This window comes from Fulverythrobacter ferritrahens (assembly GCF_020539485.1).
In the GTDB taxonomy this organism is placed as follows: Bacteria; Pseudomonadota; Alphaproteobacteria; order Sphingomonadales; family Sphingomonadaceae; genus Andeanibacterium; species Andeanibacterium ferritrahens.
The window spans coordinates 799730-823381 of record NZ_JACDXU010000002.1; the positions used below are offsets into that span (position 1 = coordinate 799730).

Sequence of the window (23652 nt, forward strand, 5' to 3'; positions counted from 1 at the left end):
TAATGCGCTGGGGGATCTGGTACAGACGACGCAGGCAGGCCTAGGTGATACCGCTGCACGGGTTACCCAATACACCTATGGAGCGGGCGGCCTGCTCGATACGGTCACCGATGCCGAGGGGAATGTTCACCACTATTTCTATGACGATCGCGGCAATGTAATCCGCGATCAGTATTTCCGCGCCGGATCGGGGGGCGGACAGGGCACGCTTGAAGCGGTACTCAGAAAATATGACGAACTTGGCCGGGTGGTCGAACAGAAGGTCGCGGCATGGATCAATAATGCCTGGCAGCCGGGCGACGTCAGCAGGACCGAATATAACGCCTTCGGTGACCTTGTGCGCAGCGGCATTAACGGAGCGTGGCAGCAGGAAAACAAATATGACGCGGCCGGTCGGATGTGGGCATCCAATTCCGGTGACGGGATCTGGAAATATTTCGGCTATGACAAGAACGGCAACCAGACCATCGCGATTATCAGCGCCGGCGCCGATCTGGGCGGCAAGACCTTCAACCAGGCGAGGGCGCTGATCGGCGATGCCAATGTCAATGCGACCTATACCGTTTATGATGGTCGTAATCTGGCGGTCCGTATCATCGAGGAAGGGCGCGAATATGTGGAGAGCGATACCGGTAATTCGGTTATAGCTGCGCTCACCACCTATCGGACATATAATGCCTTCGGCGATGTCGCGAGCGAGACTAACACCGCTGACGCCAAAATCACCTATATCTACAACACGATGGGGCGGATGATCCGTTCGGAAGGTCCGGCGGTCAAGATCACGCTCGAGAGTGGCGCCACCAAATGGGTAAAGCCTGCCGAGGATTTCTATTACGATGTGGCGGGGCGCCTCGTCGCCAAGCGTGATGCCAATGGCAGCTACGCGGCTGGCGGCGCAAATGCAGCCTCCGCCGTTTCCAAGCTCGCCGACAAAGGCAATCTCACGCGCCTGACCCTGCTCGCAGGAACCGGTTATGGCGGAAGCCAGGCGCTCGTCACTGAAGAAATTCGTGCTGATGGCGGCAGAACGCGTACCGGATATGATATCCATGGCGATGCGCGCGTAGTGAATGTGCTGTTCGACGGGAACGGTTCAAGCTCCGGCGATATCTGGCTTGAGACCGATCAGACTTTCGACAAACTCGGACGCCTCATTGAACGCAGGGAGTTGCGCCAGAAATATTCCGCCGGAACCCAGGCGCTTTATACGACCGACGACTTCTTCGACAGCTATGCATATGATTTGCTGGGGCAGCAGATCAGGCACGGCAATAGCCACTATAGCACCTATGACACGGGAACCGGTCGCTATCTGAACGGCAACATAGAAACGACCGATTACGATCTGCAGGGTCGGGTTGTTTCGACACGGGCCTTCGGCGGCGACGTCACGACCTACGCTTACAGCTGGGATATAGCCATTGCTGCGGGCGGGATCGGTTACACGGCACCGGGCGGCTGGAGCAAGGTCACCACCTATGCCAACTCAAAGACGCTCACTGAAAAGACCGATATCTTTGGCCGGGCTACCTACAAGAAGGATCTGGGCGACCACGAAACCAGCTACACCTATGATCTGGCGGGGCGCCTGACCAAGTCGCAGATCGGATCGACCAGCTACAATTACGAATATTACAACACCGGGCAGGTCCACAAGGCATTCACCACCGCCCCGAACTGGACCTATTACACCAGCGCGAGCGGCAGCGGCAGTACCGCGACGAAACAGGATTTCTCGAGCACAGCCACCCAAAGCGCCGTCTACACCTATGACGAGGCCGGCAATCGGCTGACCGAATATGGCGAGCTCAAGAGTGGCGGCACGACGGTGGTGTGGAAGGATCACACCGCAACCTATGATGCGCTTGGCCGCCTGACTTCCGACACAATGCGACCGACCAGCGTCCAGCCGAAGGCCAGCGTCGTATTCGGCTATGACGCTAACGGCAATGTGATGATGAAGAGCTCCACCTATCGCTACATGAACGCGGAGGGAGGCTTCAATACTGGCGATGTCACACGGACGGCTTGGTATCGCTATGATTCCATGAACCGGGTGGTGATCAATAATGGCGATCTCAGCGGTGGGCAGATCATCCTGGGCACACCGGTGAGCAAGGATTTCGTTGGAGATCCCTCGCAGGCTATAACTTATAACAAGGCAGGCCAGAGAACTTCCGTTTCAAATAATCTATATTATGAACATTATCTCCAGCCCGCTTCCGTGCAGCCTTATGGTGATTTCGGAGGTGGGCTGGTTACTTATACGGCGGCCGAAACAGAGCGATATGAATATGATGGCGCTGGCCGCCTGAGCAAGATCAATGTCGCAGGGCACGCTCTCAGCGAATATGCCTATATGGTGGCCGGCATTGATGCCGCGACACGCAATGAGCCCACGCCCCCGGCTCAGGACTTCGTCGTCTCTACGGGGGAAGTACGCCGTGCGGCTTTCTCATACGATGCGCTCGGTCGGCAAACCGGACAAAACACCTATGGAAGCGATGGGACGACTGTCGTTCACAACGCCAGCACCAATTATAATTCCGAGAACGGCCGGATTGAGGCGACCTTTATTTCGACGAAGAAAGACGATGGTAAAACCTACACTCAGTCGGTCACTAACTATTATGGTTCTGGCTCCAGCTATGCGCTCGGTGCGGTTACCTCTTCCACCGGCAGCAACAGCGTAAACGGTCAGTCTGCAACAAGCTCAACCACTACGAACACGTTCGAATGGTGGGATGGCGCGGTGCAGAAAACCATCCAATATGTTGAAGATAGCAAGAACTGGACGACTACTTTCAATTACAATGGTCTTGGCCAGCTGATCAACGCACACATTGCCGATGGCCAGCCGCGCGACGTCTATTTCACGCTTGATGAGGTCGGCCAGATCATCCGGCGTGACGAGACCAGGTCGAGCAGTGCGCCGGCCGCGCAGACCGGCAGTCCACACGAGCTGTGGTATCGCCTGGGCGACCGGGAGATCGGCTATGTTGGCAATAATGGAGGGACAAACCCGACCCTGCTGACGTCGCTTGCCCAGCAGCAGGCGGCGGGCGGGCCCGGCACGTTCCGCGGCGGATCGACCAACCCCCAGTCAAGCATCGGCTTTGCCCAGGCGCTGGACCCCATCAATCTGCACGAACAAGGCAGCGTTGCAGGAAGCTGGACCGTCAAGGCTGGCGACACACTGCAGTCGATCGCGCAGAAGCTCTATGGCGATGCCTCGCTGTGGTACAAGATCGCCGAGGTCAACGGGCTGTCGAGCGGCAGCAGCCTTATCGCTGGGCAGCAACTCACTCTCCCATCCGGGGTTCTGCGCAACACCTACACGGCGGACAGCTTCCGTCCCTACGATCCAGCGCAGGCGATCGGCGATCTTTCGCCCAGCACACCTAAGCCGCCGAAGAAGAACAATTGCGGGATGTTCGGGCAGATCCTGCTCGCTGCCATTGCGATTGGGATATCGGTTTGGTTGGGGCCGGAGATGATCGGCTTCTTCCAGGGGGCCTTTGCCAGCAGCGTGGTAGGGGGCGTGGTTGGCGGAGTCCTTACGGGTGCGGCAGGTTCTATCGTCAGCCAGACCGTTGGTGTCATCAGTGGAATTCAGGACAGTTTTAGTTGGAAGTCCGTTGGCCTCGCGGCCATCGCGGGCGGCATTGGCGGTGGATTGCAAGGTACGGGCTTGTTCGGAGAAACGGTCGGCAAGAGCTTTACGCCCGGCAAGATCGGCATCCAAAGCGGGCTTGTGGATGCCGCGGTCCGCGGTGCCGCGCAAAACGCGATCACTCAGGGCATCGCTGTGGCGACACGCCTGCAGAGCAACTTCGATTGGGCCGGGGTCGCGGCTGGCGGAGTCGGTGCCGGGGTTGGCCACTGGGTGGGTGGAGGGCTCCCGTCTCTCCGGGACAACGCCAGTCTCAGCAATATCGGGCGCCAATTTGGAACAAGCGCTGCAACCCAATTGGCGAGCGCTGCTACACGCTCAGCCATTAAGGGAGAAAGCTTCGCCGACAATTTCGTAGCCGCGCTGCCCGATGTGATCGGTGGCACTCTTGGGAGTCTCGTTGCTAGCGAGATCGCTGGACGTGGCCATGCGGATATTGTCGAATCGATTGATCCACCGACCGTGCAGCCCCCAGCCAATATCAATGGCGGGCAGGTTAGCAAAAATGGCTACATAGTAGTTACGCCAAGGCGTTCCAGTATCTTTGATTATGTCGATTATTTTCCTCAGATCACAGCCATATTGATTTCGTTTGATATACAACGGGGCGGGATAGAATACGCAGCAAATCGACAGCATCAGCGGATCGTCCGGAATCTTGCAGATCAGTATAAGGCAACAATTTCCTCTGGGTTGCTTCCGCAGGGACCATTGACCGCCGATGGCCTAACCCCGCAACCGGTGGGCAGCATGGAAGTCGCTGCATCACTGATTGAACTGAGGGGGTGGCGTGCGCGAGCTTATGAGATCTACAAAGGCGGATACGTGGAGAATGGCATCCATACGTCCTATAGTGAGAGCTATTACAAAGACATTGTAAGGGGCTACGATCTGAACGAAGCTCTCATTCACCGGTGGAATTCCATCGCCGATGATGAGGTAAACAAGCTGTTGTTCGTAGCCGTTGGTGCTCCCGCCCTGGTAGCGGGAAGCGCTGTTGCGGCTCCAGCTGCAGGGGCATATGCGGTGTCCTTGGGCGGCGGAGGCATGGCCTATTATGGTACGAGCTTTGCCGTTGGTAGCTTGACGAGCGGTGGGTTCGAATACGCCAAGAACGAGGTATTCGGGCTTGAGCATACAACGGGCGGCTATGTCGGCTCCATGCTGAGCGGTGGAATCGGCGGGACTGGATTGAAGGTCTTGGGTGCTGGTGGGACTCCAGCTTTAGTGAATGACACTCTTACAGGCGGTGTATTATCTGGCGGTGGAGAGGCATTTGGTCAATACATTAATCTGAAGCTAGGTAATATATCAAATATAGATGAAGAGAGTATCGTTATCTCATCATTTATTGGTGCCGCGAGCTCTGGAGGCGTGGGTGACGTGCGGATCAATGGATTGAATGCTGGCAGAAACAGCAGCCTCTCAATTTACAAGGGCCTGCAAACTCGGATGAGCAACGGCAGCATCAGCCAGTTCGGGATGCGTTACGGCATTATGGGCGGCATTGCTGAGGGAATTAAGGGGGTGGGCCAAGGCGCAGCTGATTCGATTTATTCTGGCATCTATGAGGACGCTAACAGATGAGTTGGCCGCCTCGTGCCGCTGGAACTCGGTTACTTCGTCCGATAGCGAGTAGAGCGCCGAAGCATCAGGATCTTGAGCATAAGAACCGGGGCGAACGGTGCCTGGCCGCCCTTGCCGCGAACACTACGACGAAGCGCCTGCGCCCACGGTCCGTGGAAAGACTTAGAGGTCCACAACCCCCGGTAATGGCGCCAGCGGATCACCCGCACTCAGAGCCCGAAAGATCAAAGAAGCCGGGCTGTCCTGCCATCACTGCCTCCGCTCATCGCGAATGCCGGTGAATCACGCCAAGCGGCCGTCAGACGGCAGCTTTTCCAAGTGTCCGGCTGTCGCAACACTGGGTGCCGATGGCGATCGGATCACCGCGGAGATGGAGTCCCTCCTCCTCCTTACGCTGCGCGCGATTATGACATTCATCTGGGCAAGAAGACCAGACGTTCCAGTACGCCGATCGTCCGTTTTTCTTTCCCCGCATCGGCAGATCCGGCCTCCCCTTGTCTTGCTCCGTAAGAGTTCTGGAAAGGACAACCCAGCCGGAAAAACGGGCGCCGGAGAGAATGCCGGCGCCGTTTGTAAATGGCATTGCGGAACCGATTTACCTGCTCACGTCTAGGCGGGCTCCCGCTGCGAAAGCGCCACCGGGGCCGGGGCCCACCGTGCTGACACCGGCACCTGGCGTGCCGACAGTCACGCTCTTACCGGCAGCGTTGTCGACGACGAGCTTGGCCCACAGCGTGCCGTTCTCGCTGAAATAGGCCGTTTCACCAGCCTCGCGCAGCGCAGCGAGGCTGGATTTTTGCACACCTCCGGTGGCAGTGCCGAAGCCGGGAAGTTCGAAAATGACCCAGGAGCCATCATCCATTTCCGCAAGGGACAGGGAGAGGTCCTTCTTGCCAGTCTCAACTCTGACTTCGGCTCCGCTGCGGATCGTGGTCTGGCCGGTATATTCCCACCGCCTGCCGTTGCGGCTAAGCATGACCGGTTCGGCAATCGGGCCACTGCCGAAGCCGAAATTGCCGCCCACGCTGAAGTGACCGAAGTCGCCCCGACATACGGCAGCGCCCCAGGCCGGCCTGATCTGGCAGGCTTCTTCGTCCGACGCGATCCCGTTGTCGAGGACGATGTAGGAATTCGGGATGCCGCCGACCGAGCCGTCCTTGTCATGGATCGCAGCGCCCCTCCAGGCATTGGCGCGTCCAAAATCGGAGGACCATTTGCGCACGACTGGTGGGAAATCGACCGGCCTGGAATTGATGAATTTCGCGCCCTCGATGGAGTTCTCGGAGCTCATCCCGAAGCTGGTATACATCAGGTAGGAGAGCGCGCCTGCACTGCGCGTGTCGTTGGGCTCGAAGTTCACGAAGGTGGTATTTTCCACATCGTGGCGGAGATCGTAATATTCATAGCCGCGGATCGGATAATCCGGGATGTCGTTCGGCATGCTGCGCCCATAAGCGATTTCCTCGGGAGTACGCGGGTTGCCGATATTGTCGGTTTCACCCACGAACAGTGAATCGACGACCTTTGACGTGTAGGGGGCGCGGCCAACTGCGGAAGCCGCATGGGTGAAGCCGATCGCATTGTCGGCCACCTTCAAATTCTTGAAAAGGTGCAGTTCACCACGGCCCCACACGGCGCCATGGCGGTTCTTGTAGCCTGTGAAATTCTCGAAAACCGAGCCTTTGGGCGGGCTCTTCGGGTCATTCGGATCGGTGAAGGCAAAATGGTAGTTGCTGCCGCCCACGCTGAACGTGCCATCGGGTTTCGGGCCGCGATCGAACATGAAGCCATCGAAGTTCGAGTGGGCGGTATTGCCGGAAAACTCCCGCATGGCCGTTCGCCGAGGCCAGATCTTTTCCGCGCCCTCCTTGCCCTCGTGTGCGCCCGTCGGATGCTCCGGCAGGGCGAACCAGAAGCCCGTCTGTTCGGACCCTGCAGCCACATTGTCGCGGTAGATATTGTCAGGATTCGTGATCCAGAAGGTGGAGGCTGTATTGTCCGACGGGATCAGCACATCCTTGGAGCGCTGGCCGGCCGTTCCAGAGGTCGTTCCGCCCGGTCCCAGATTGGTAGGAATACAGGGCTGGGTGGGATGACACTTGGTCATGATTCCCAGATTGTGAACGAACTGATTGCCCGTCTCCACTGCGTCTTCAAGGAAGAAGCAATGGCCCACGGTGTTGAAGGTCACATTGTTTTCGATCTGCAGGTTGTTGGTGCCATGCACCGTCACGCAGCGGCTGTAAGTGTCGTGGATTGAAGAGTTGCGGACATACTGTCCCTGGCCTTCACCGATGATGTGCCAGTGGATCGGATAGCGGGCCAGATGCAGATGCTGCCCCATGCGATTGAGCTCAACCCCTGAGACATACATCTTTGATCCGGCCATCGCCATGATGTGGCCGCCGAAATAGGAGCTGGCTGCATCATCCGAGGCCTGAATGCGGATGTTGCGCGTCAGCAGGCCGACTTCGCCCCGCTCGTCGACGCCGAAGGTGATCTCGCCGAAATGCATGTAATCCAGCGGCTTATCGAGCGTGATGGCATTGCCCTTGATGGCGGTAATGGTGCGCCGCTCTGCCTGTTTGGAATCGAAATCGGTTGAGGCGAGAACAATCTCGTCGCCTTTGCGCCATCCATTCGCATCCAGCACCTCGATCGTGGCGCTGCCGGCCTTCGCCGTCTTCGCCAGCTTGGTCCAGGTGTGCTTACGATCGCCATGCAGGTTCAGGGTGCCGGCCATCATCATGATGCCCCGGTCCCCCATGGTGTTGATGTCTTCGTTGGGGATATTGTCGGTCAGCGTAATCGTGGCCTTGCGGGTGAAGGGCCTGGCCTCGGTGCCGACTTCCAGTTCGCCGCCCGCCAGCAGGATCCACTCGCTCTTCAGCTCAAGGTCGTCATTCGCGAAGCTGAGCTTGCCGTCGATCGTCAGGCTGCGTAGTGCGGGAGGGCTGACATCGAGAATAATCTCCCGGTCCCGGCCGATCCGCACGGCATCGCCTTCGCCCGGCACCTTTCCATCGGGCCACGACGCGGGATCGGACCAACGCGATTGCTTGACTGTGGAAGCCGGTGCCTGCGCAGGCATATCCATATGTGCATGAGCTTCCTGAGCGCTGACCTGTGCCCCCATGCCGAGCAAAAGGGAAACGGGAAGGCAAAAGGCAGGAAGAAGCAAGCGAAGCCGCGCGCGCATGATTGGTATCCCCTCAATCGGGACTATCTGCCCCGCTTTTGTATTTGGCATGATTTTGCAAAGAATAGACCGCTTTGCCAAGCCAACATACGGGCGAGACGGGATTCATTTGTAATTTATTGTAACAGCTTGCCTCTTCGGAGCCTCGCCGCCCCTGTGGCGAGGGTCAGATAACACAAGGATAGGCGATCACCGGCCGCCCGTTTCGTCAACAAGATCAAGCAAGCCTTCCACGATCGCGGTTTCAGCACATCCCGGCTTAAGCCGCGACGAAACGACTTCGAACGTATTGTAGCCGAAGGCTGCATCGTTGGGGATGTAGCCACTTCCTGCCATTCCGTTGGTCAGAGTGGTCATCATGGTGTGCTTGTAGGGGGACTCGTGCTTGAAACGTTGGGCGATCGTGGTGAACACCTCGGCATTGACCCCGCCAATCACCGTGTCACCGATCCTCAGGATGCTCAGTCCGATATTTACCGGATCGGCATCTTCGTAAGTGCCGGGATACCCCGCGCGCCCCTGATCCAGCCGTTTGCGTCCGGGGCAGGTGACCGTCTTGTTGGCGCCGGCGATACGGGCCTCAGTCACAGGCCGCTCCAGCCCCGCGCGTGACACGTGGAGGACTTCTTCACCCAGCATCTGCCCCATGGAGAGAATTATCCGCTTCTGCTGCTCCATCAGAAGAGCCACGCGGGGATTGTTGCGGTCCAGGCCCTGCCCGCCGGGCGGCATGGCATTGCTGATGTCTTCTCCCCGCCTGGCGTAGTCCTTGATCCGGATATCCCGCAGTTCATAAGTCTGGTTGAAATAGATCGGGTTCTGGTCGCCCGCTGCGCCGTTCGAATAAACGGCAACGGCGCCATTCCCGAGCGATTCCTCGATATAGGTCGAAGCAGCTCCGGGTATGTCCGCACTGACGAGATCGAGAGTGCCGGTAATCACGGCATGAACGGCGTAATTGTAATAGATCGCAATGGGTTCGCCGGTCAGGGTTTCGAAACGGACCACGGCAACGGTTTTGTCTGAAGCCCCGTCATAATTGGGACCTTCCCACCAGCGGTGGGTTTCGGGGTCGATCATGTTGCGGTTGACGTTGATGTAGGAAACGCCCGTGCCATAGGCCATTCGCGCGGGCTTCAGGGATTTTGCGGCGTCACGGATCGCGGCAAGGATCTTATCCTCATAACCGGCTGCAGGAACCCAGGGCACGCTGTGGGTGTGGGTCGCGGTAAGCAGGAGCTGGGCCTGGGGGATCTTCAGTTCGCGCTCTGCACGGGCGCTGACATTTTTCCAGAGTTCGGTTGGGATAGCGCCCGCATCTATCGTGACCATCGCTGCCCGGGTGGTGCCGTCATCCACCACGATTGCACGTGCGTAAACACGATCGAGAACACCGCGGAAATTGGCTGGCAGTTCGCTTTGCGAAGGCGTCACGTCGACCTTCGCCGCTCCCGCGCGAAGAGATGCCGCCTGTGCTTGGCCGGCCAGTGGGGCTGCCAGAAGGGCAGCGAGAACCAATAATATCCGCCGGAGCGCGCCAGTCCTGCCCATATTCTCATCTCCCGTTTATGATGCAATCGATTGCTTGATTTCCTATATTGCCGATCTCCCCGGCGCAACTCTGCACAATCGATTGCGGGCTAGGAAATACGCCATTCGTGAATTCTCTTGGCAGCCGTTGAATGACAATCTATGCAATCGATTGAAAAAAGGTGTAAGGGGAGAGAAATCATGACGCGTTTGCGGCATTCAGCAGCATTTGTAGCTTTGGCCACCGGCCTCCTGACGGGGACTGCCCATGCGCAGGATTCGGCCGGAGAGGCTTCGGCCACCCCATCGAAAGCCGGGGAAGAAGATGCCTCTGTAGAGGATGCAATCCTTGTTACGGCTCAGAAGGGTGGTGCCCAGGCACTGCAAGCGGTGCCCATGGCGATTCAGGCTTTCAGCGGTGAAGAGCTGAAAGAACGGAATATCACTACTATTGGCGATCTGGTTTCCAGTGTCCCTGGCGCATTCGAAGGCTTTCGCCAGTCGAACGGTTCGCGTTTCTACAACCTGCGCGGTTCCGTTACCCAGAATGGCGATTCGCCGATCGGCTATTATCTCGATGATACGCCATTCATCGTGACCAATTTCGGTATTGCCCCGCCAGTTCGCTTTCTGGACATGGAGCGGGTTGAAGTGCTGCGCGGTCCGCAAGGCACGCTTTACGGGCAAGGTTCGTCGGGCGGTGTCTTCATTTTCCATACCCGCGATCCCAATCTCAATGAGGTCGAATATGCTTTCGAGGCCGAGTCCTCGAAGACGGTCGGTGCCGACAGCCTGAACTACGGCGCGGCCGGTGCCGTCTCCGTGCCTCTCATCAAAGACCGCCTGGCCGTTCGTGTAAGCGGTGGATCGTCGCGAGATGCAGGATGGGCCGATGCCTATTTTGGCCCCTATGACGGCACTCCGGATCAGAAGGGGGTCAACTCCGCCAAGAATGATGACATTCGCGTCGTGGCGCTTTTCCGGCCGTGGGATAATGTCAGCATTCGCGCGCAGTACTGGAACTTCCAGCCGCGCCAGAACTTCACCGGCTTCACGGCTTCGGTCAAACCGCCATATTTTCAGAATACCGCCGGTCAGGATGGCTATTCCAACGGCGATTTCACCCTTTGGAGCCTTACGGCAACGGCGGACTTCGACGGGTTCTCCGTAACCAGCGCGACAAGCCATCTCGAAGGGGTTTTCGGGATCAACATCCCGCTTTCGCCCTCCGGTTCTTTCTCAAGCCAGTTTCTGCCCAAAATGTTCGCGCAGGAAGTTCGCGTAAACTCGACCACCGATGGTCCCTTGCACTGGGTTGTGGGCGGTTCCTATCAGGACGGGCAGGGGCCGCAGGTGAATGCCCTGGTTCTGCCGGGTGTGCTGATCAACGCCGACAACAATACGATCACCAAGAACTACGCGTTCTTCGGAGAGGTCAGCTACGATCTGTTCGATGGCAAGCTGGTTCCGCTCGTGGGCCTGCGCACTTATCATGATGATCGTTCTTTTGCGGACGATAACGGTTCTGTGCCGACCAAGGAAAATGTCGAAACCTGGCGTCTGAACCTGTCCTATCTGCCGAATGATGACCTGACGATGTTCATCTCGGCCGCCACTGGCTTCCGTCCCGGGATCGTCCAGTCACGCGTACAGGTCGAGTCTCTGGAACTGGCCGGTGTTCCTGCGGTAGTGGCGCTCAGCCCGGAATCTTCGAGGAACTATGAGTTCGGCCTCAAGTGGCGCAGCCCAAGCCGGGCGCTGACCCTTGGCTTGAACCTTTACCAGCTTGAATACACCAATCTGCAGACCTCGGTGACGGGCGGGATCGATGGGGTGAATGGCTTTGCCAACTTTGGCGATGCAACCACGCGGGGCATCGATCTGGAAGTACATTGGCGTACGCCTGTCGAGGGGCTGAATCTGGGTTTTGTCGGCAATATCAACGATAGCAAGTACGACACGGTCAACCAGGTAATCGCGGAAACGCAGCCTCTGCTGCGCCCGGGTGCGCGACTGCTCAACACGCTCGCGAATAATTATCGCGTGGACGTGAATTATAACCGGGAGATCGCGAGAGGATTCGATGGATTTGGCAACCTGTCGCTCAGCCATAGTGGCGATCGCCTGCAGGCCAGTGGCATCACAGCGGAGCCGTATAACATTCTTAGCCTCACGATGGGTGTTCGTCACAAGGGCTGGGAGCTTGCCTTCGTTGCAAATAACCTGACCGACGAGCGCGGCCCGACCTTTGTCGGTACCACCGGCCCATTGTCGGGTTCCGGGCCGACCCCTCGGACCCTGGGCCTGCGCCTCCGCGTAACCTCCTGGTAAGCCGGGCAGGTGGATCAGGCGACCGCCCTGCGCCTTCCCGGCGCCGGGCGGTCGGGCGGGGCGTGGAACCGCGATGATGGGAAGGCAGGGGCCAAGCGTGAGCGCCCTTGGCGGGGCGGCATCGCCGAGAACGGCCATGCTCGCCGGTCTGTCGCAGGCTTAAGCCCTTGTTACGCGTAACGGTAACGCGAAGTTACTGCAATTAACCTTCCCCACCCCGAAATAGACCCTAGGCATCCAGCCCTCCGGTTCGCTTGTGTCGTAGGCCGGTGCTTCTGCATGGGGCCAAAGAGGAATGGTGCACGGGTCTCTCGTGCAGATGCCGTGCTGCTTTCATCGCCGGGCGAGGAGCGGCCTTTGCTTCATATCGGAATGGAGGCCCGCGTCAGCGGGTCGATCACAGACGGCCTTTGGGGAGCAGTCATGGGGAATGAGGAACCGGACCGGATGGTCCGGCTGCCGGCTGCAAATGCCTTCACTGGGATACCAGCGTCGCATTTACGGGATTTGGCCTGAGCCAGATTCAGACTTTCAGGCCAACCCGCTGAAAATAGAAAACAACCCGAGGCCCTGCGTCGGATGCCCATAAGCACGAGGGATCAAGACCAATAATTGTAAACTGCTCCTCGGAACATCTTTCAGTGCACTTGCTTTCGTTCACGCCGTTCCGGCGCTCGCTCAAGAGGTTGATGAGGACAGGAATATCATCGTGACCGCGACGAGCGGTAGCGCGCTGCTCGAACAGGGCCCGACTGGAAGCCGGTTGGGCATCACCCCGCTGGAAACACCCGCAACGGTCAATGCTATTGATGGCGACGTGCTCCGGGCGCGCGGCGATTTCGACTTTATCGATGCCTTGACCCGGGCCCCGGGCGTTACGTCGGCGGCCACTCCCGGAAATGGAGGCACGGCTCTGGTTGTTCGGGGCTTTGCAGGACAGGCTGCGCCGCAAACGACCGAAGCCTCGCTAAGCAAGTGGCACCTGTCTGGACGGGATGCCCCGACAGGGGCGGTTCCGGGGATGTGTGTTTTATTCTTGAGTGCAGGAATAAAAATTCCTAGCAGTGAGAATAATAACAAAACGTCCCGGGAGATGATTCATGTCCACAAGGTTTTTCCTGACTGTTTCGGCTGTGGCCGTGCTGGCGGCAGCTCCGCTGGGTGCGGCCCGCGCGGCGGATGAGGCGGGGAGCTCGCCTTCCGATCAGGGCGGCGGCATTACGGATATCGTCGTCACTGCGCAGCATGTGGAGGAGAGCGCCCAGCGCGCGGCGATTGCGATCGATGTGGTCAGTGCCGAGGAACTGGTCCGTCAGGCAGTGAGCCGGCCGGAAGATCTTTCCAAGATCGTTCCCGCGCTGTCGATCACCAACAATGGTGGGCCCTATTCGGTGTTCTTCGTGCGCGGGGTCGGTAATTCCACGCTCAATGCCTATTCCGATCCGGGCATCGCGTTCAATTATGATGGGGTCTATATCGGACGTCCTTCCTCCACGAGCGGGACTTTCTACGATCTGGAGCGGGTGGAGGTTCTCAAAGGCCCGCAGGGCACTCTGTATGGGCGCAATGCCACGGGCGGTGCCATCAATGTCATTCCCCGGCGTCCGCAGATTGGGGAGACTTCGGCGGAATTCATCGCCAGCTATGGAAATTACAACGCCCTCAGCGCGCAAGGCGCGGTCAATCTGGGGGTCAGCGATTCCGCGGCCGTGCGCCTGTCGGGCAATTACGTCAGCCACGATCCCTATCTGGATGATGGCACGGGCGATCTCGACGAGTTCGGCCTGAGGGCGCAGCTTGCCCTCGAGCTTTCGCCTGCCGCGGATCTGCGCATCGCGGCGGATTATGCCCATCAGGGCGGGGTGGGTTCCTTCTCGACCTATCTCGGCAGCGCCACGCCCAACTTCAGCATGTCCGGTTTCACCGGCTATACATTCAACCCCACTGATTTCGGCCCGAAGAACGGCATCCTCAGCCCGGAATCCCAGGCATGGGCAGGTTCGCTGTTCGTCCGGCAGGCCGGTCGCGCCGGGCGCTTCACCAGCGGGGTTCCCTATAATGACAACGATTACTGGGGCATCAGCGCCGAACTGAATGTCGATGTCGGTGCAGGCACGCTGAGTGTCCTGCCCGCCTATCGCGAGGCCGATCTCGACAATCTCTTCACCGCCGGGATGAACGGGGCGAAGACGCGCGAGAAGGACAAGCAGACCAGCCTCGAAGTCCGTTATGCCGGCAATATCGGCGACAAGGCCGATATCGTGGTGGGCGGCTATTATTTCAGCGAGCGGATCAAGACCAACACCTATTTCTCGCAATTCACGCTGGTTCCCTATCAGGATTTCGAGACGGGGACCGATTCCTACGCAGCCTTCGGCAAGCTGACCTACGAGCTTGCGCCCGGCTTCAAGCTGACCGCTGCCGGTCGCTACACCTGGGACAAGAAGAAGTTCGACGGCGTGTCGGACGTCTATATCCTGTTCTGCGGCAATCCGGGCGCCAATCCGCCGAACCTCTGCCCGACCCTGCCGTTCATCCCGCTGGTGGACAGTGCGGCTGAGTTGCGCGATTTTTACGCGGATGCGGGCATCCCGGTAGTCAACGTGCCGCTTTACGTGCTGCCGCCGATGGCAGGGGGATCGCAGACAGCGCCCTTCGTGCTCAATGCGCCGCTGACGATCAGCGACCAGAAGCTCGATAATGAGAAGTTCACCTACCGACTGGCTGCGGAATATGAATTCTCGCCCACCAGCATGGTCTATGCCAGCTATGAAACGGGTTATCATTCGGGCGGTTTTGCCTTTGCCAAGGGGCTGGAAACCTACGACCCCGAAACGCTCGACGCCTGGACCATCGGCACCAAGAACCGCTTCGCGAACAATACGGTGCAGCTGAACATCGAGGGCTTCTACTGGAAATATCACGATCAGCAGATCAGCCAGTTCGGCTATGATCTGGGCACGCCGCCGACCACGGTATTCCTCACCCGGAATATCGGCCAGGCGACGATGTACGGCTTCGACGCCGATCTTCAGTGGCTGGCGACGCCGAACACGATGCTGGGGGCGAACATCCAGTACCTCCACAGCAATTACGACAGCTTCACCTATTACGTGCCCAATCAGGGGCCGCCGCCGCCCACCACTTGTGGCACCTCGCCCACTTCGCAGGTGATCAACGGCAGCACGGTGAGCCTCTATGAAGTGGATTGCTCCGGCAAGTCGGCGCTCAATTCGCCGAAATGGTCGATCAACCTGTTTGGCGAGCAGACCATCCCGGTGGGCGATGATTACAAATTCGTAGTGCAGGCCAATGGGCGCTATCGCTCGGCGGCGGAAATCGACGGCAGCTTCAATCCCTATCTCAAGCCCGGTGAGAGCGTCGTGGCCAATGCCTCGGTCGCGTTCGGGCCGGAGGACGATAAATGGTCGGTCACGGCTTTCGTCAACAATATCGGTAATGACCGGCGGCTCTCCACTGTCTCGATGGTCACTAACGTCAATGCCTTCATCGGCACTTTCGAGCCGCCGCGGACCTATGGTGTGCGCGTGGCGATGAAGCTGCCCTGAGGCGCTCTGTTGCATATTCTTCCGGGCGGGAATATCGCCGTCCCGCCCGGATATCCCTTCAAGAGGAATAGTACCCGATGACGAGTGTCACCGATCTTCAATATGTCGCCCTCGCAGTGCCCGATCTCGCGGCGGAGCGGGAGTTCTTCGGCAAGACATGGGGCTTGCTGGAAGTCGCGGAGGAAGACGGCAAGGTCTATTTCGCGGCGGAAGGCCGGCCGCATCCCTATGTCATCCGCCTGCGTCAGGATGCCGAGCGCAAGACCGATCTGGTCGGCTTTTCGGCTGCCTCCCGCGAGGATGTCGATGCCCTGTTCGCGCAAGTGACGGCAGCGGGCGCGAAGATCATTTCCGAACCGGGCGAAATGCAGGGCATTGCCGGCGATTACGGCTTCCGCTTCTTCGATCCGGATGGGCGCGCGATGGAAGTGCTGACGGGCGGCACCCTGCGCGAGGCGCGTGTGCTGGAAAAGGGCGAGGCGATCCCGGTGGGCATCAGCCATGTCGTGTTCCACTCGCCTAATCATGCGGCGCTGGTGGAATTCTATGAAAAGGCGCTGGGCTTCCGCCTGTCTGACTGGATCGGCGATTTCATGGCCTTCCTGCGCTGCAATTCCGCCCATCATCGGGTGGCGATCCTGCCGGGGCCGCCTGCGCTCAACCATATCGCCTTCGATGTGAGTTCGGTGGACGAACTGATGCGCGGGCTGGCGCGGATGCATGAGAGCGGGATCAAGCTCAGCTGGGGTCCGGGCCGCCACACGGCGGGGGACAATACCTTCTGCTACTTCGTTTCGCCCAATGAGAATGTGGTCGAATTCACTTCGGATCTCGAGGAAGTGGACGAGGCCAGCTGGGTGCCCACCACTTACGCGCCGGGGCCGAAGACGATCGACCAGTGGGGCACCGGGCGGATCATCACCGGCAATGTGCCGCATGCCGAAATGTCGCCCGACAAGGGCCTGTGGCAGGTTCCGGCCTGAGCCGGCTCTGAGGATAGCGATATGATCGAGACGGCACTGATTGCTGGCGGCGGCGTTGGCGGCATGAGCGCGGCGCTCGCGCTGGCGCGGCTTGGCGTGAAGGTGGAACTGGCGGATGCCGATCCGCATTGGCGGGCCTATGGCGCGGGGATCAGCGTGACGGGCCTGTCGCTCCGCGCGTTCGACGATCTCGGCATATTGGATGAAATCCGCGCGAAGGGCTTCGTCGGCGCGGGCATCCGCCTGCGCACTGTGGCAGGGGATGTCCTGATGGAAACCCCGCCCGTGCCCGAGGATGCGCCGCCTGTCGCTCGCAGCGGCGGTATCATGCGCACCGTGCTGCACGAGATTCTGCAGGACAAGGTCCGCGCCGCAGGCGTCACCGTGACTCTGGGCGCGGAGATGACCCACTTCGAGCAGGATGGCACGGGCGTGACCGCGAGCTTCCCCGACGGGCGGAATGCGCGTTACGATCTGGTGGTGGCAGCGGACGGGATTTTCTCCAAGACCCGCGCGGCCTTGTTCCCGGACAGTGCGAAGCCGCAATTTACCGGGCAGGGTTGCTGGCGGATCGTGGCCGATCGCCCGGCAAGCCTCGACCGGCCGGAGATGTTCCTCGGCGGGTCGGTGAAGCTGGGCTTCAATCCCGTTTCGCGCGACAAGATGTATGCCTTCATCCTGGAGCATGTGCCCCATAATCCGTGGTTCGCGCCTGAAGAACAGCTTGGCCATGTGGCGCAGCTGCTGGCGCCCTTCGGGGCCTATGTGCCGGATGTCCGGGCAGGGCTGGGCGAAGGCTCGCTGGTGAATTACCGCCCGCTGGAATGGCAGTTGCTTCCCGCGCCCTGGCACAAAGGCCGGATCGTGATGATCGGCGATGCCGTTCACGCCACTACGCCGCATATGGCATCAGGCGCGGGCATGGCGGCAGAAGATGGCCTCGTGCTGGCCGAAGAGCTGGCCGCGCATGACGATGTGGAACAGGCGCTGGCGGCCTTTACCGCCCGCCGCTTCGAACGGGCGCGGCTGGTGGTCGAAAACTCGGTGCGCATCGGCGAGATCGAGATGGCCGGCGGCGATCAGCGCGATGCCAATGCCATGCTTGGCCAAACCATGCACAAGCTGCAGCAACCCTATTGAGGCGCTTTCGATGACTTACGGCCTGGCAAGAGTAACAGTGGACGGAACGCCGCAGGCGGTGCTGGTGCGCGACGGGCGCTTCCTGCCGCTCTCGACCTGGGGGGAGGCGCGGCACCTGCCCGCCCTGCTGGAGGATTGGGAGAGGGCCCGCGCCAAGCTGGCGCAATGGGCGGCGGACGATGCCGCCTTCGCCAGTGCGCCACTGCTGGACGAGGCCGAGGTCCATGCGCCTTACCGTCCCGGCCAGGTGTTCTGCACCGGGGCGAATTACAAGAAGCATGTGGTTGGCCTGATCATGGGTGATCCCTCCATGCGCACCCCGGAATATGAGCAGATGCCGCCGGAGGAATTGAAGGCGCGGGTGGAAGCCATGATGGACGAACGGGCCAAGGCGCTGCCCTTCGTCTTCCTCAAGCTGCCTTCCTGCGTGGTCGGCCCGCAGGATGAAGTGGTGCTGCCCTATGATGTCGAGAAACCCGATTGGGAGCTGGAACTGGGCGTCGTGATCGGCAAGCGGGCGCATCGCATCTCGCCCGAAGAGGCAATGGATTATGTCGCCGGTTTCGCCGTGGTGAACGATGTCACCGCGCGCGAGCTGATCTTCCGGCGCGATGGCTCGGCCATCGGGGCGGACTGGCTTTCGGGCAAGAGCTTCCCGACGTTCCTGCCCTTCGGCCCCATGATCGTGCCCAAGGAACAGGTCGCCGATCCCTACGCCCTGAACATCAAGCTGTCGGTCAACGGCAAGACCTATCAGGACGAGAGCACCTCCGACATGATGGTCTCCATCGAACGGCAGGTGGCCTATCTGGCCAGCCGCGTGGTGCTGGAACCGGGCGACCTGATCTGCACCGGATCGCCATACGGCAATGGTTCCGCCTTCGGCGTGTTCCTGAAGCCGGGGGATGTGATGGAAGGGACGATCACCGGGCTGGGCACGCAGCGCAACCCCTGCGTGGCGGAGGCGCGATAAGAGATACTTGTGGGCTTATATCCGTCATCCTGAACTCGTTTCAGGATCCATTTTGCCTGATCGAGCGACATCACGTGGGGAGCGATGGATGCTGAAACGAGTTCAGCATGACGATAGGGGGCGGTGTATGCTTGGGACTATGGTCCCCGCCGCGCCAGCCCTTCCGTCAGCAGGCGGATGACGAAGGCTTCATATTGCCGCTCAAGCTCTTTCATATCCGTGTCTTCGGGCACGAGCAGCTTGATCAGCGGTTCGCCCGAAGCGAAGAAATCGCTGATGCCGATCACGGCCAGATGCATGAAGAGCGGGTCGAAGGAATTCAGGCTGCCTTCGCTATCCAGTTCCTGGATGCGCTGATAGGCTGACAGGGGATTGCGGTTCCATTCGCGCATCTTGTCGCGGACTTCGGGGGAGCTTGCCGAGTCCAGTTCCTCGATCATCAGGCGCTGCATATGCTTGGCTGAACGAGTGAAGCGGAAGGTGTTGCGGATCATCTCGGCCAGCAGGTCTGCCGGGTCGCCTTCATCGGGCAGCGGACGGTTCGCCTCCGCGCCGATCTGCTTGGCCACTTCGAACAGCAAATTCTCGCGATTGCCGAAATAATAGCGGACCAGTGCCGGATCGGCATTGGCGCGGCGGGCCACGGCGGTGACGGTAATATGCGCGGGCGGAAGTTCCTGCAAAAGCTCGCGTGCCGCGGAAATCAGCGCTTCCCGGCCCACCCCGCTGTTCTCTGCATTCGGCCGCCCCTTGCCGCGCCGTTCCGGCTTTTGTCGCCCCTTGGTCATGATGTGCCTGCTACGCCGAAAGTACGATATTTGACAGTGGATTGCCGTCAAAAAATATTCTTGATGAGGGGAATTTAGCCTGTAGGGTCAGCCGCAGGGAGAAGGAACACGATGGCTAACTGGCCTTTCCGCCAAGGTGTGCACGATATTGGCAATGGTGTGTATGGCTATGTCCAGCCCGATGGGACATGGGGCTGGTCCAATGCCGGGCTGGTGACTTCCGCGGGGGAAACCCTGCTGGTCGATACGCTGATGAGCGTGCCGCTGACGCGGGACATGCTGGCGGCTTTCGCCAAGGTTCCCGGCGGGGACAGGATCGGCAGGCTGGTGAACACCCATGCCAATCCCGACCATTATTTCGGCAATGGCGTGGTCGAAGGGGCGGAGATCATCGCCACCTCCACCGCGCGCGAGGAAATGGAAGGCTTCGATCCCAAGGCGCTGGCCGGGCTCGCCACAAACTGGCAGGCCATGGGGGAAATGGGCGAGTTCCTTTATGAAACCATGGGCCGCAAGTTCGACTTCAGCGGGGTGGACGAACTCACCCTGCCGACAACCACCTTCGAGCAGAAGCTGACCCTGGAGGTGGGTGACAAGACGGTAGAGCTGACCGATCTCGGCCCCGCCCATACGCTGTCCGATACGATTGCCTGGGTGAAGGAGGATCGCTGCGTCTTCACGGGCGATCTGCTGTTCAATGAAGGCCATCCGATCATCTGGGCAGGCCCGCTCTCCAACTGGATTGCCGCCTGCGATTTCATCATCGCGCTCGATCCCGAAGTGGTGGTGCCGGGCCATGGGCCGATCACCGATGTCACTGCCGTGCGCAACATGAAGCTCTATTTCGAGCATCTGCGCGATGAAGCGCGCGGGCGGTTCGAGGCGGGGATGGGCTGGCGCGAAGCCGCGCGCGACATTCCGGTGAAGGAGTACGCGCATTGGACCGATCCGGAGCGGGTCGTAGCCAATGTCTATTCGCTCTATCGCCAGTGGGATCCGGACCTGCCGGAAGCCCCGCCGCCGGTATTGTTTGCGGAGATGAACCATTACCGCAAGGAACACGATGAGAAATGCGGGTGCGGCCATGCCCATTGAACTGCCCATTGAACTGAACGCCACTCACGATCCGGCCCGCCGGAGCTGGCTGGACAGCGCCAATATTCCGGGCACGGATTTCCCCATCCAGAACCTGCCCTTCGGCGTGTTCGATGATGGAAAAGGCGCGCGCGGCGGCGTGGCGCTGGGCGACAGCATCATCGACATCGCCGCGCTTCTGGAAGCGGGCGCGCTCACCGGGCCGGCCGCGAAGCTCGCCGCTGCCGACGATCTGCTGGGGCTGTTCGCCCTGCCACGGGCGGAAGTTTCCGCCCTGCGCGCCGCCCTATCGGAACTCTATCGCGAGGGCGGGGCGGGGGATCGCGCAGCCGCGCAGGCCGCGCTTGTGCCCATGGCCTCGGCCCGGATGCTGATGCCGGCCAAGCCTGCCGCCTTCACCGATTTCTGCACTTCGGCAGACCATATATTGCGCATGGCGGCCAATGGCGGGAAGACACCGATGCCGGCATGGGCGACGCTGCCCGTGGCCTATAATGGCCGGGCCAGTTCCGTGGCGGTCAGCGGCACTCCGGTGATCCGCCCGGTGGGGCAGATCGTGCCGCGCGGGGCGGATGCCATGGTCGTCGCGCCGGAGCCGATGCTGGATTTCGAGCTGGAATTCGGCGCCTGGCTGGGCGGCCCGGCCAATGCGCTGGGCGAGACTTTGGACATGGCCCGCGCGGACGAGTTGCTGTTCGGCTGCTGCCTGGTCAATGACTGGTCGGCCCGCGCGATCCAGTTTTACGAGATGCTGCTGGGCCCCCATCTGGGCAAGAGCTTCCTCACCACCATTTCGCCCTGGGTCGTCACCATGGAGGCGCTGGCGCCGTTCCGCGTGCCGGGCCGTGGCCGCTCGGGCGAGGAGCCCGCGCTGCCTGCCTATCTCGACGATCCCTTTGATCGTCAGGCGGGCGGGCTGAATGTGGAGCTGACCGCGGAAATCGATACTGGCGCCGGTCCGCAGACCATCGTGCGCACCAATGTGCGGGAACTGTTCTGGACCCTGGCGCAGATGGTGGCGCATCAGGCATCGGGCGGGGCGCCGCTGGAAACGGGCGATCTGATCGCCACCGGCACAGTCTCGGGCGCGGCGGAAGAGGCGCGGGCCTGCCTCGTTGAAATTACCAGGCTCGGGAAGGAGCCGCTTATGCTGCCGGATGGGACGAAACGCGTAATGTTGGAAGATGGCGATACTCTCAGCCTGCGCGGCCGGGCCGTGGCGGAAGGCTATGTCTCGATCGGCTTCGGCCCGTGCAGCGGCACCATAGTTCCCGCAAAGGTGCAGGCATGAGCGGCGAGATCACGACCTGCGGGGATCGCAAGCCTATCCCCGTAACGGCGCGGGGCAAGCATCTGGTGGTGGATATTCACTGCCACCTCGGCATTCCGGCCGCCGATGCGCTGGTGCAGGCGAAATATCCCGGGCCGCCGCCGGGCATCAACGATTTCACCAGCGCCAAGACGATGGAAGTCAACCGCGGGCAATTCGCCAGCATGGGCCGCACGCTCAACACGCTGGACACGCGGCTGGCCGATATGGACCGGCTGGGTATCGATGTGCAGGCCCTCTCCCCGAGTCCGGGCCAATATTTCTATTTCACCGATCCCGAGACGGGCCGCGATGCGGCGCGCGCGGTGAATGACGGCATGGCGCAGGCCGTGGCCCAGCATCCTGACCGGCTGGTAGGCATGGGCACGGTGCCGCTCCAGAATGTCGAGATGGCGATTGCCGAAATGCGCCGCTGCGTGGCGGAGCTGGACCTCAGGGGGATCGAGATCAGCTCCAACGTCAACGGCACGGATTTCCACGCGCAGGAATTGCGGCCCTTCTGGGCTGCGGCGGAAGAACTGGGCGTGCTGATCTTCATTCACCCGCTGGGCTTCACGGAAGGCAAGCGGCTGAGCGAATATTACTTCAACAACCTGATCGGCAATCCGCTGGAATCCACGCTGGCCGTCGGGCACCTGATCTTCGGCGGCGTGCTGGATGCCTATCCCGGCCTGAAAATCTGCGTGGCCCATGGCGGGGGATATATCCCCGGCTATTGGGGCCGGATGGATCACGGCTGGCGCGCGCGGGGCGATTGTTCGGAACATTGCCGTCACGAACCTTCCAGCTATCTGCGCAAGCTGTGGCTCGATACTCTGGTATTCGATCAGGACCAGCTCGACAGCCTGGTGCGGACCCATGGCGCCGACAAGCTCTGCCTCGGCACGGATTACCCCTTCGATATGTCGGAGCCCGATCCCGTCGGCTTCCATTCCCGCCTGTCGGAGGATGACAAGGCGCGGATTCTGGGGCTCAATGCGGCGGAATTACTGGGGCTGGTGGTTTAATAGGACCACCCTCTTTTCATCCTTCCCGCCCTTCGACAGGCTCAGGATAAACTGCCGCAAAGGGGCAGGCGGGAATCCAGTGGCAACCTCTGAAGCTGGGTCCCCGCCTGCGCGGGGATGACGAAGTGTAAGGCAGCGCGCCTCCGATAGACACGCCTCACCCTCCGCTGGCGAATGCGGAGTAACGCCGGGGGAGAAACCAGTCGGACGGGTCCGGGCCGGTGTTCGGGGCGCCCGCAGGGGAGCCCGGTGACGCGGTTTGATCTGCGAATGGCTGGTGGAGTGCCGCGAAGAACTCACCTGCTCGGCCCTGACCTGCACGAGCGGGGGCAGCGAAGGGCTCGCAAGTGAGCCGCCCCCGGCGTAACCCGCGCAGCCCTTTGCCGTGACATTCGGCGAAAGGACCGGCGCCTGTGCCGGTGAAAGGTGCGGACGCTTCCGTGA

At 60.4% G+C, this 23652-nt stretch carries 13 protein-coding genes and 1 pseudogene; 10 read left to right on the forward strand and 4 right to left on the reverse strand.

From position 1 onward, the window contains the following. The first annotated feature begins 247 nt into the window (after positions 1 to 247). The gene (locus tag H0274_RS15660) at positions 248 to 5263 is read left to right on the forward strand and encodes a LysM peptidoglycan-binding domain-containing protein (RefSeq protein WP_226795649.1); all 5016 of its coding nucleotides are present in this window, start codon (positions 248 to 250) and stop codon (positions 5261 to 5263) included. 18 nt (positions 5264 to 5281) lie between these two features. On the opposite strand, the pseudogene H0274_RS11895 reads toward H0274_RS15660, so the two are convergent. The 3 genes and pseudogenes from H0274_RS11895 to H0274_RS11905 all read right to left on the reverse strand — a co-directional run. After that, positions 5282 to 5513, reverse strand: a pseudogene (locus H0274_RS11895) (IS5/IS1182 family transposase); the annotation flags it as partial. A gap of 345 nt (positions 5514 to 5858) precedes the next feature. Then, positions 5859 to 8360: a G8 domain-containing protein gene (locus H0274_RS11900; RefSeq protein ID WP_226795650.1), complete on the reverse strand. Its 2502-nt coding sequence runs from the start codon at positions 8358 to 8360 to the stop codon at positions 5859 to 5861. Positions 8361 to 8651: 291 nt separating this feature from the next. Further along, the gene (locus tag H0274_RS11905; RefSeq protein WP_226795651.1) at positions 8652 to 9896 is read right to left on the reverse strand and encodes a neutral/alkaline non-lysosomal ceramidase N-terminal domain-containing protein; all 1245 of its coding nucleotides are present in this window, start codon (positions 9894 to 9896) and stop codon (positions 8652 to 8654) included. Between the two features lie 297 nt (positions 9897 to 10193). Here H0274_RS11905 and H0274_RS11910 point away from each other — a divergent pair, with 297 nt between their 5' ends. The 6 genes from H0274_RS11910 (at position 10194) to H0274_RS11935 (ending at position 18988) form a co-directional block, all read left to right on the forward strand. Beyond that, complete coding sequence (locus H0274_RS11910; RefSeq protein ID WP_226795652.1) at positions 10194 to 12323, forward strand: TonB-dependent receptor; 2130 nt, start codon at positions 10194 to 10196, stop codon at positions 12321 to 12323. Positions 12324 to 13032: 709 nt separating this feature from the next. Next, a complete protein-coding gene (locus tag H0274_RS11915) occupies positions 13033 to 13506 on the forward strand; it encodes a TonB-dependent receptor plug domain-containing protein (protein WP_226795653.1) in 474 nt (157 codons plus the stop codon). Then, complete coding sequence (locus H0274_RS11920) at positions 13424 to 15892, forward strand: TonB-dependent receptor (protein ID WP_226795654.1); 2469 nt, start codon at positions 13424 to 13426, stop codon at positions 15890 to 15892. The genes H0274_RS11915 and H0274_RS11920 overlap by 83 nt, the downstream gene beginning before the upstream one ends. Before the next feature lie 77 nt (positions 15893 to 15969). Beyond that, positions 15970 to 16875, forward strand: a complete 906-nt coding sequence (locus H0274_RS11925; RefSeq protein WP_226795655.1) for a VOC family protein — start codon at positions 15970 to 15972, stop codon at positions 16873 to 16875. Between the two features lie 21 nt (positions 16876 to 16896). After that, positions 16897 to 18015 carry an FAD-dependent oxidoreductase gene (locus H0274_RS11930; RefSeq protein WP_226795656.1) on the forward strand — a complete coding sequence of 373 codons (1119 nt, stop codon included), beginning with the start codon at positions 16897 to 16899 and terminating at the stop codon, positions 18013 to 18015. Between the two features lie 10 nt (positions 18016 to 18025). Then, positions 18026 to 18988: a fumarylacetoacetate hydrolase family protein gene (locus tag H0274_RS11935; protein ID WP_226795657.1), complete on the forward strand. Its 963-nt coding sequence runs from the start codon at positions 18026 to 18028 to the stop codon at positions 18986 to 18988. A gap of 137 nt (positions 18989 to 19125) precedes the next feature. On the opposite strand, the gene H0274_RS11940 is transcribed toward H0274_RS11935, so the two are convergent. Then, the gene (locus H0274_RS11940) at positions 19126 to 19776 is read right to left on the reverse strand and encodes a TetR/AcrR family transcriptional regulator (RefSeq protein ID WP_226795658.1); all 651 of its coding nucleotides are present in this window, start codon (positions 19774 to 19776) and stop codon (positions 19126 to 19128) included. Positions 19777 to 19887: 111 nt separating this feature from the next. Here H0274_RS11940 and H0274_RS11945 point away from each other — a divergent pair, with 111 nt between their 5' ends. The 3 genes from H0274_RS11945 to H0274_RS11955 are packed head-to-tail and all read left to right on the forward strand — an operon-like array spanning position 19888 to position 23208. Beyond that, a complete protein-coding gene (locus H0274_RS11945) occupies positions 19888 to 20871 on the forward strand; it encodes an MBL fold metallo-hydrolase (RefSeq protein WP_226795659.1) in 984 nt (327 codons plus the stop codon). After that, entirely contained in the window at positions 20861 to 22162 is a 1302-nt protein-coding gene (locus H0274_RS11950; protein ID WP_226795660.1) for a fumarylacetoacetate hydrolase family protein, read from the forward strand. Before H0274_RS11945 ends, H0274_RS11950 begins: the two co-directional genes overlap by 11 nt. Beyond that, on the forward strand, positions 22159 to 23208 hold the full coding sequence (locus H0274_RS11955) for an amidohydrolase family protein (protein WP_226795661.1): 1050 nt from the start codon (positions 22159 to 22161) through the stop codon (positions 23206 to 23208). Before H0274_RS11950 ends, H0274_RS11955 begins: the two co-directional genes overlap by 4 nt. Positions 23209 to 23652 lie beyond the last annotated feature (444 nt).

Excerpts from the sequence above, each read along its gene's own strand:
- H0274_RS11900 (WP_226795650.1), bottom strand. The coding sequence starts at position 8,360 with ATGGATATGCCTGCGCAGGCACCGGCTTCCACAGTCAAGCAATCGCGT.
- H0274_RS11910 (WP_226795652.1), top strand. The coding sequence starts at position 10,194 with ATGACGCGTTTGCGGCATTCAGCAGCATTTGTAGCTTTGGCCACCGGC.
- H0274_RS11920 (WP_226795654.1), top strand. The coding sequence starts at position 13,424 with ATGTCCACAAGGTTTTTCCTGACTGTTTCGGCTGTGGCCGTGCTGGCG.
- H0274_RS11925 (WP_226795655.1), top strand. The coding sequence starts at position 15,970 with ATGACGAGTGTCACCGATCTTCAATATGTCGCCCTCGCAGTGCCCGAT.
- H0274_RS11930 (WP_226795656.1), top strand. The coding sequence starts at position 16,897 with ATGATCGAGACGGCACTGATTGCTGGCGGCGGCGTTGGCGGCATGAGC.
- H0274_RS11935 (WP_226795657.1), top strand. The coding sequence starts at position 18,026 with ATGACTTACGGCCTGGCAAGAGTAACAGTGGACGGAACGCCGCAGGCG.
- H0274_RS11940 (WP_226795658.1), bottom strand. The coding sequence starts at position 19,776 with ATGACCAAGGGGCGACAAAAGCCGGAACGGCGCGGCAAGGGGCGGCCG.
- H0274_RS11945 (WP_226795659.1), top strand. The coding sequence starts at position 19,888 with ATGGCTAACTGGCCTTTCCGCCAAGGTGTGCACGATATTGGCAATGGT.
- H0274_RS11950 (WP_226795660.1), top strand. The coding sequence starts at position 20,861 with ATGCCCATTGAACTGCCCATTGAACTGAACGCCACTCACGATCCGGCC.
- H0274_RS11955 (WP_226795661.1), top strand. The coding sequence starts at position 22,159 with ATGAGCGGCGAGATCACGACCTGCGGGGATCGCAAGCCTATCCCCGTA.